General features: G+C 69.8%; 9 protein-coding genes and 1 pseudogene. 8 read left to right on the forward strand and 2 right to left on the reverse strand.

Translation table 11 applies throughout. The features are described 5' to 3' along the window. Positions 1-131: 131 nt before the first annotated feature. Complete coding sequence (locus BIV23_RS45060) at positions 132-899, reverse strand: ANTAR domain-containing protein (protein WP_071386777.1); 768 nt, start codon at positions 897-899, stop codon at positions 132-134. Between the two features lie 128 nt (positions 900-1,027). On the opposite strand from BIV23_RS45060, the gene BIV23_RS45065 reads away from it, so the two are divergent. The 5 genes and pseudogenes from BIV23_RS45065 (at position 1,028) to BIV23_RS53020 (ending at position 3,473) form a co-directional block, all read left to right on the forward strand. Beyond that, a complete protein-coding gene (locus BIV23_RS45065; RefSeq protein ID WP_071386778.1) occupies positions 1,028-1,378 on the forward strand; it encodes a MarR family transcriptional regulator in 351 nt (116 codons plus the stop codon). 320 nt (positions 1,379-1,698) lie between these two features. Next, positions 1,699-1,881, forward strand: a complete 183-nt coding sequence (locus BIV23_RS50015) for a hypothetical protein (RefSeq protein ID WP_143079285.1) — start codon at positions 1,699-1,701, stop codon at positions 1,879-1,881. Between the two features lie 144 nt (positions 1,882-2,025). Continuing rightward, positions 2,026-2,319 (forward strand): annotated as a pseudogene (locus tag BIV23_RS54250) (PAS domain-containing protein); the annotation flags it as partial. 25 nt (positions 2,320-2,344) lie between these two features. Then, positions 2,345-2,860 (forward strand): hypothetical protein, encoded by a 516-nt coding sequence (locus tag BIV23_RS53015; protein ID WP_245790955.1) that lies wholly within the window; start codon positions 2,345-2,347, stop codon positions 2,858-2,860. A gap of 1 nt (position 2,861) precedes the next feature. Continuing rightward, entirely contained in the window at positions 2,862-3,473 is a 612-nt protein-coding gene (locus BIV23_RS53020; protein ID WP_245790956.1) for a PP2C family protein-serine/threonine phosphatase, read from the forward strand. 65 nt (positions 3,474-3,538) lie between these two features. On the opposite strand, the gene BIV23_RS45085 is transcribed toward BIV23_RS53020, so the two are convergent. After that, complete coding sequence (locus BIV23_RS45085; protein WP_071386782.1) at positions 3,539-4,399, reverse strand: LysR family transcriptional regulator; 861 nt, start codon at positions 4,397-4,399, stop codon at positions 3,539-3,541. Positions 4,400-4,469: 70 nt separating this feature from the next. Between BIV23_RS45085 and BIV23_RS45090 the strand changes: the two genes are divergently transcribed. Genes BIV23_RS45090 through BIV23_RS45100 form a run of 3 tightly spaced genes read left to right on the forward strand, consistent with a single transcriptional unit; the run spans position 4,470 to position 6,528 of the window. Beyond that, positions 4,470-4,787 carry a hypothetical protein gene (locus tag BIV23_RS45090; RefSeq protein ID WP_071386783.1) on the forward strand — a complete coding sequence of 106 codons (318 nt, stop codon included), beginning with the start codon at positions 4,470-4,472 and terminating at the stop codon, positions 4,785-4,787. Further along, positions 4,784-5,536 (forward strand): SDR family NAD(P)-dependent oxidoreductase, encoded by a 753-nt coding sequence (locus BIV23_RS45095; RefSeq protein WP_071386784.1) that lies wholly within the window; start codon positions 4,784-4,786, stop codon positions 5,534-5,536. Before BIV23_RS45090 ends, BIV23_RS45095 begins: the two co-directional genes overlap by 4 nt. 23 nt (positions 5,537-5,559) lie before the next feature. Then, positions 5,560-6,528, forward strand: a complete 969-nt coding sequence (locus tag BIV23_RS45100) for an amidohydrolase family protein (RefSeq protein ID WP_245790957.1) — start codon at positions 5,560-5,562, stop codon at positions 6,526-6,528. The last annotated feature ends 445 nt before the right edge of the window (positions 6,529-6,973 follow it).

A 6,973-nucleotide genomic window follows, 5' to 3' on the forward strand; every position in this document is an offset into this window, starting at 1 on the left:
CCCGCGCTTCCTAAAACACGGCCTAGGAGGGCGAGGAGGGCGAGGAGGGCCTACGGGCACAGCCCATCGCGGCCCGGGAAGGGTCCGCTCTCCGTGAGTGCTTCCGGACGCGGTGCGTGACTTCGCAGCGGTTACGACGTTTCGTGCCCCTGAAACACGGTGCGGCGTGCCCGCGCCGTACGGGCGCGGTGCTGCGCAGGGCGATCGGTGCTGCGGGCCCGGGTGACCGCCCGGGTCAGCTGCTTTTGGACCGGGTCGGGCAGGGGCGCGCCCTGGACGGTGGTGACCACGTCCTCGGCAAGGCGGTGCAGTTTGGTGTTGGTGTTCTGGGATGCCGTGACCAGAACGTCCCAGGCTTCGTCGGCGTCCAGGCCGAAGGAGGCCATGAGGATGCCGCGGGCCAGGTCGATGTCCGGCCGGGTGCGCAATGCGCGCCGCAGCTGGACGACCTCGGTCCGCAAGAGTCCGTCGTCGGCATCTGCGCAGGGTGTCCCAGGGCCCTGGCAGGATGGCACGGTGTGGCCGTCGACGGGAGAGAAGAGAGTGTGGGTGCCGGTGTAGGCCAGCAGGCGTTCCGCGGCGGGGCTGGCCGCGGTCACGCTGACTGACTTCCCCGCCGTGAGCGCGTCGCGGCGGGCGGTCAGGAGCACGTTGAGCGCGGAGCAGTCCACGACGTGCAGATCGCCGAGGTCCAGGTCTACGCCTTCCTCGGCCCGTGCGAGGGCGTCGTCCAGGGCGCGCTTGAGGGTCTGGCTGTTGTCGAGGCAGAACTCCCCGGTCACGGTGACGATCACGCGGGTACCGCTGGGCCCCGCCTGTACCAGCAGAGTCCTGACAGACGGCGGCGTGCAGCCGGCGTCGTCGCTCGCGGACGCGTTGTCCTGGGCCGATAGCGTCATGCTCGCCTCCTCCGGTGCTGCGGATGTCCTTCCTCCAGACTCACCCGCCCCCCATAACCCGTCAATACCTGCACGAATCGATGTTCGTGTTTTTGATGGCGCGAACAAACGGTCGTAGCATCGTGGACATGGCGGAAGTCCATGGAGTACCTGAGCCACACAACGGGTGGACGTTCCTGACCAACCACGCGCGCGTGCTGGCCAGCATCGCCGACAACCACAACACGCGCGTCCGCGACATCGCCGTTCGCTGCCGACTCACCGAACGCGCCGTCCAGAAGATCATCGCGGACCTCGAACGCGACGGGTACCTCTCCCACATCCGCAACGGCCGCACCAATCAGTACAGCATCGACTCGGGTAGAGTCCTCCGTCATCCGGCCGAGGCCGGCCTGACAGTCGCCGCCTTGCTGTCGATCCTGCTCAGGGACGAAGACGAGCGCCGGGGCACCGGCGGTCGTGCCCGCCCCGGTCCGTGAGCCGCCGCCGGCAGCCAACGTAGTCACCGGCCTCTCCTGGTGCGGTCGCCTGTCCAACTGTCGCGAGTTCCCGGGAACAGCGTCCCCGCTAACGGCAGAAAGCGACGTCGATGGTGGCGTGCAGTGCGAGCTCACCGACAGCTCCCGGCGCGGAGCGTCGCTACCGTGCGCCGTGTCCGTGCGCTCGTACGGATCTGCTCACGGGCAGGATGGTGCGCATGGCTGATCCCTCGTCCGCGGCCGGTGAGTGGCGCAGCGTGCCGGCCGACTCACCGTGCACCGCCTCCGTTGCGCGCCCTGGTCACGGCACCCTTGCGACCATGCTCATCGCCCCGGACGGACGTGTGCAGCTGTGGAGTGAGGGGGTACAGGCTCTGACGGGCTACCCGGGGTGGGAGATCGTCGGTCAGGACTCGGCCCTGCTCGGTGATCAGGTGACGGTGCGCGGACGTGCGCTCGTCCGCGCATTGCTGCGCACCGCCGGCGGTGCGCGCACCGACTGACTTCGCCGACGCGACGGTACGTGCCGCAGCGTCAGCTGGCATCCTGTCGCGGTGCCGCTGGCGGACGGCACCGGTGTGCTTGTCGTGGCGAGGCGTGCGGAGCAGCCGACAGGCGGGTGCGATCCGGCGGCCGTGGAGCGTCTCGTGCACGCCACGCCCATCGGCCTGAGTGTGCTCGATACCGAACTGCGCTACCGGTTCATCAACCGCGCAGGCGCTCAGCTGAACGGCAAGCCCGTCGGCGAGCACTTGGGCCGCCGCGTCGCCGACGTCCTCGACCTGCCTGACGCGCAGGCGTATGAAAGCGTGCTGCGCCGTGTCCTGGACCACGGTGAGACCATCGACGACCTTCGTGCTTCGGCGCTGCGTCCGGACGGTGAGCCGATCGCCGTCGTCGGGACCCTGTTCCCACTCCGGGACGCTGACGGGACGATCACAGGGACAGGGGGGTTTCGTCCACGAATTGAAGGACTCCGCAGGGGAGTTGCTGGATGTGGCCCGCAGCCGTCGTCGACTGGACCTGTTGGGGCGGGTGGGTGCCCGGCTCGGCCGGCAATTGGAACTTCGTGCGGTGGCCGGCCAGCTGGCCGCGGTGTGCGTTCCGCAATTCAGCGACTCGGTCGGCGTCGACCTGCTGGACAAGGCCGTCAGACCCGTCACCGCCCTCGCCGAGACGCACGCAGCGGTGCCGTCGGACACGCGGTGCGACGGCTCACCGGATCTGGTCTTCCGTCCCCTGACGCTCCCCTCGAGCGCCCACAGCCCTCGTCCGGAAGAGGAGTTGCCGTGCCCACGACCGGCACGGCCGGCGGTTGTCGGGTGCGTCACCTCGATGCAACCTGTGGTGTTCGAGGCGACGGAGGACGACAACAGCGAGACGGCCTCGCCGTATGGCGTCGCGGTGCCGTTGATCACCGGCGGCGCCGTACTCGGAGCGGTCACCTTCCTCCGGCAGGATGCCCCCCCTCCCCAGCGATGAGGTGCTGCTGGCCCAGGAGATCGCGGCTCGTGCCGCCACCGCGATCGACAATGCCCTGCTCTACCGGCGTGAACGACTGGCCGCGCTCGTCCTCCAGCGCCATCTGCTGCCCACTCGGCTACCGTCGGCTCACTGGTTCGACCTGGCCTCCCGCTACCAACCCGCCGAGGACGACACCTTGGCAGGAGGCGACTGGTACGACGCGGTCTTGCTCCCCGAAGGCAGAATCGGCCTGAGTATGGGCGACGTGATCGGACACGGCGTACAGGCCGCCGCCGCGATGGGCCGCTACCGCTCCTGCGCGCAAGCCCTCCTCTCAGCCGGCCTGCCCCCCGGCCAACTCCTGACCCGCTTGGACCAGTTGCCCGTCGGCGGTTGCGGCGAGCACGCGGCGACATGCGCCTGCGCCGTCTACGACGGCGCCACCGGCCGCTGTCGCGTCGCGCTGGCAGGACACCCACCACCCCTGGTGATCAGGCCGGACGGGACAGTCAGACGGGTCGGTTGGGCTGTTTGGCCGGTCGCCGCTCTGTTGCCAGTTGATCACGGTTGGGTCAGGAGACCGTGGGCACGCGGAGCGCGCAACCCGGACTGGGTCCCCGAAGGCCACTGAGCTGCCCCTGGTTTGGTGGAGGCCTCGGCTGCCACCATCCGGAACGGGGCGGCGCGTTGGCTTCGTCAAGGGCTGACCGGGTTGTGTGCGGGCGCGGCCCGACTGGCGGCGGCCACGAACGAGGCGACCAGCGGCCGGCGGTCCTGCTCGTTCCAGGCGAGCACCAGACGACTGGGCGGCGCGTCCGTCACCGGGACGCAGACCAGGTCGGCCGGGACCGGATCGACCAGCGAGCGGGGCAGCACCCCGATCATTCGGCTCACCGTGATCATCTGGAGCATCTGGACCACGTCGGCGACCTCGGGACCGGTGCCGTCGCCCCCTGGTACTCCTTTCCAGCGCGGCAGCGTCTCACCTTCCAGATCGGACATGCGCACCGAAGCGTGCCCGGCGAGCCGGTGCCCGGAAGGGACGATGACCACGCGGTCCTCGGTGTGCAGCGTCTCGTGGGCCAGGCCGTCGAGGTCGTCGAACGGCGCATAGAGCAGGCCGACGTCGGCCCGCCCGTCGTGCAGGAAGTCCGCGCGGTCGGCGGGGCCGCTGAACAGGATGTCCACCTGGCAGGCGTCGGGCTGGTGCGCGTATTCGGCCAGGATCCTGGACAGCAGGCCGGCGTCGCCGCCTGGCTTGAGCACGAGCCGGAGGTGGGCCGGGGTGCCGGCGGCACGCCGGGCGTGCCTGACGGCGGCGCCGAGCGCGTTGAGCGCGTGCCGGCCGTGTTCCTGCAACGCCTTCCCGGCCGGGGTGAGCTCGACGTGCCGGCTGGAGCGGATGAAGAGCGGGACACCGAGCCGGTTCTCGATCCGCCGGATGGCCTTGGAGAGTGCCGGCTGGGCGATCGAGAGCCGGACGGCGGCCCGGCCGAAGTGCAGCTCGTCGGCGAGTGCGATGAAGTACTCGAGCTCACGGGTCTCCAGGTCGATCATGCCTGAAGGTTATCGCTGATTGCCGAACCGGTCTTGGACGCCGGTGGTGTAGGGCAGTGAGAATCGAGACATGATCAACCACACGATGATTGTTTCCTTCGACCGACCCCTGCCCGCCGCCGAGCTCGATCAATACCTCGCAGACATCGAACGAGTCATGCTCGACAGTGGATTCGTACAGTCGGTCGTGGCCCGGCGTCACATTCCCATCCCCGGCGAAGAGGCCATTCCGGCTCTGATCGCGACTGCCCTTGTGCAGTTCACCGTGGCCGACACCGAGGCACTGGCGAAGGCGTTCACCGCACCCGGCATCCACGAGGTCATCGACCGCTGGCAGTCGCGGCACCCGTACAAGGTCGGCTGGGCGAACCACGAGCCGCTCTCATGAGCGGCGTCTCCCGAAAGGTGGGCCTGGTCACCGGCGCCGGCAGCGGTATCGGCCGCGCGGCGGCGCTGGAGTTCGCCCGCAGCGGCGCAGCGGTGGCCGTGCTCGACATCGACGCGAGCAGGGCCGCCGAGACCACCGAGATGATCAGGAAGGACGGCGGGGAAGCTCTGGCCGTCACCGTGGACATCGCCGACGAACGCGCCGTTCAGGCGGCTGTCGAGCACACGGTCGCGACGTACGGCGGCCTTGACTTCGCGGTGAACAACGCCGGGATGGCATCGCACCACCGCAGGCTCGACCAGATGGACCCGGCCGAGTTCGAGCGCGTCACCCGCGTCAACCTGACCGGAACCTTCCTGTGCATGAAGTACGAACTACCCGCGCTGCGGCGTCGTGGTGGCGGCGCGATCGTCAACATCGCCTCCAACGGCGGCCTGTACGCGATTCCGACCGCCCCCGCCTACGTGGCCGCCAAGCACGGCATCGTCGGGCTCACCAAGGTCGCCGCGGTCGACTACGCACCGGACCACATTCGGGTCAACGCCGTGTGTCCCGGCCCGACCCGTACTCCCGGGTTCGCACAGGTGGCAGCCGGCACCGACATGATCGCGCGGCAGGAGGCGGTCACGCCGCTCGGTCGGCTGGCCACGCCGGAGGAGGCAGCGGCGTCCGCGGTCTGGCTCTGCTCGGATGCCGCGTCCTACGTCACCGGGATCGCGATGTCGGTCGACGGCGGGCGACGCGCATGAGGGTCATCGCGGTCGAGGAGCACATGGCCACCGAGGCGTTCCTGCGCGTCGCGCACGGCCTGGACGTCGTGCCGGGCGACGAGACCGAGATGGCCTTGATGCGCATGGTGGAAAACCCTCCTGATTTTCGCGCTCGGCTCATCGATCTCGACGCCCGGCTGCGGGAGATGGACGTGCTCGCACAGGACATGGCGGTGCTCAGCCTGAATCCGCCCGGCGTCCAGCCCTATTCCGCGGCCGACGCGGTGCCGCTGGCCCGGGAGTTCAACAACGCGCTGGCCGCGATCGTGCGGCAGCACCCGGGCCGGTTCGGTGGGCTGGCCACGGTGGCGCCGCAGGATCCGGTCGCGGGTGCCGCCGAGATCGAGCGGGCCATGGGTCCGCTCGGGCTCAACGGCATCATGATCAACTCGCATACCGGCGGGCGGTACCTGGACGAGCCGGAGTTCGCGCCGCTGCTGGAGGCGGCCGAGGCACACCGGGCGCCGGTGTACCTGCACCCGCGGGTGCCGAGCATGCTCGGCGCTTACCGCGACTACGGGATGCCCGGGGCGATCTGGGGCTACCAGGCCGAGGCCGGGCTGCACGCCATGCGGCTCATCCTCAGCGGCACGCTGGACCGTCACCCGGGGCTGACCGTCGTGCTCGGGCACCTCGGCGAAGGCATCCCGTACTGGCTGCGGCGGATCGACAACCGGCACGCGTTCGCGATGCGGACGATCGGGGCGGCCACGCCGATGCCGCGCCTGTCGCTCATGCCGAGCGAGTACTTCCGGCGCAATTTCGTGATCACCACGAGCGGCATCGACGATCCGGACGTGCTGGACCTGGCCCTGCGCACGGTCGGCGAGGACAGAATCATGTTCGCGATCGACAGTCCGTACGAGGACCCGGCGGCTGCCACAGCCTTCCTGCGGGACGTCCCGCTGACCGACGATCAGCGGACGGCGATCGGCCATCGCACGGCTGAGCGCGTGTTCGGTATCGCATAAGGCCGGGTCGGTGTCGGGACCGACTCGCCCATGGTCTCGACACCGATCTTCGTGCATTGCCTTTCGCCGGGTGCTCCGCGAACAGGGCCACGGTGACGGAGAACTGGCGGCCCGACTCGGCGTGCCAGAGGGTGCGGGTGGGGGTGGCGCCGGAGCCGGCGGTGCCGGTGTAGCTGGTCACGCCCGTGGTGGCCGGGTGGGCACTGGCCAGGGGCAGGTAGGTCGCGGGTCTCGGGGTAGGCCGTGCTGTGCCCGCCGGAGCGCAGCGTCGACGGAACACGGCCCCTCCGGGCGCACGTGGGGGCTGGCGTGCGACCACTTGCGTGAAATCGAGATCGTCTCCGCCGACGGGCGCATCCGCCGAGCGCGCCCCGGCTCGCCGTCTCCGGACGACGATCTGTTCTGGGCACGGTGCGGTGGGGGGGTGCCTCTATGTCTTTCGTCA

The organism is Streptomyces monashensis (assembly GCF_001866665.1).
Classification (GTDB): Bacteria; Actinomycetota; Actinomycetes; order Streptomycetales; family Streptomycetaceae; genus Streptomyces; species Streptomyces monashensis.

Bases quoted from the DNA above. Each gene is read 5' to 3' on its own strand.
- BIV23_RS45060 (WP_071386777.1), bottom strand. From the start codon at position 899: ATGACGCTATCGGCCCAGGACAACGCGTCCGCGAGCGACGACGCCGGC.
- BIV23_RS45100 (WP_245790957.1), top strand. From the start codon at position 5,560: ATGGCCACCGAGGCGTTCCTGCGCGTCGCGCACGGCCTGGACGTCGTG.
- BIV23_RS45095 (WP_071386784.1), top strand. From the start codon at position 4,784: ATGAGCGGCGTCTCCCGAAAGGTGGGCCTGGTCACCGGCGCCGGCAGC.
- BIV23_RS45065 (WP_071386778.1), top strand. From the start codon at position 1,028: ATGGCGGAAGTCCATGGAGTACCTGAGCCACACAACGGGTGGACGTTC.
- BIV23_RS50015 (WP_143079285.1), top strand. From the start codon at position 1,699: ATGCTCATCGCCCCGGACGGACGTGTGCAGCTGTGGAGTGAGGGGGTA.
- BIV23_RS45085 (WP_071386782.1), bottom strand. From the start codon at position 4,399: ATGATCGACCTGGAGACCCGTGAGCTCGAGTACTTCATCGCACTCGCC.
- BIV23_RS45090 (WP_071386783.1), top strand. From the start codon at position 4,470: ATGATCAACCACACGATGATTGTTTCCTTCGACCGACCCCTGCCCGCC.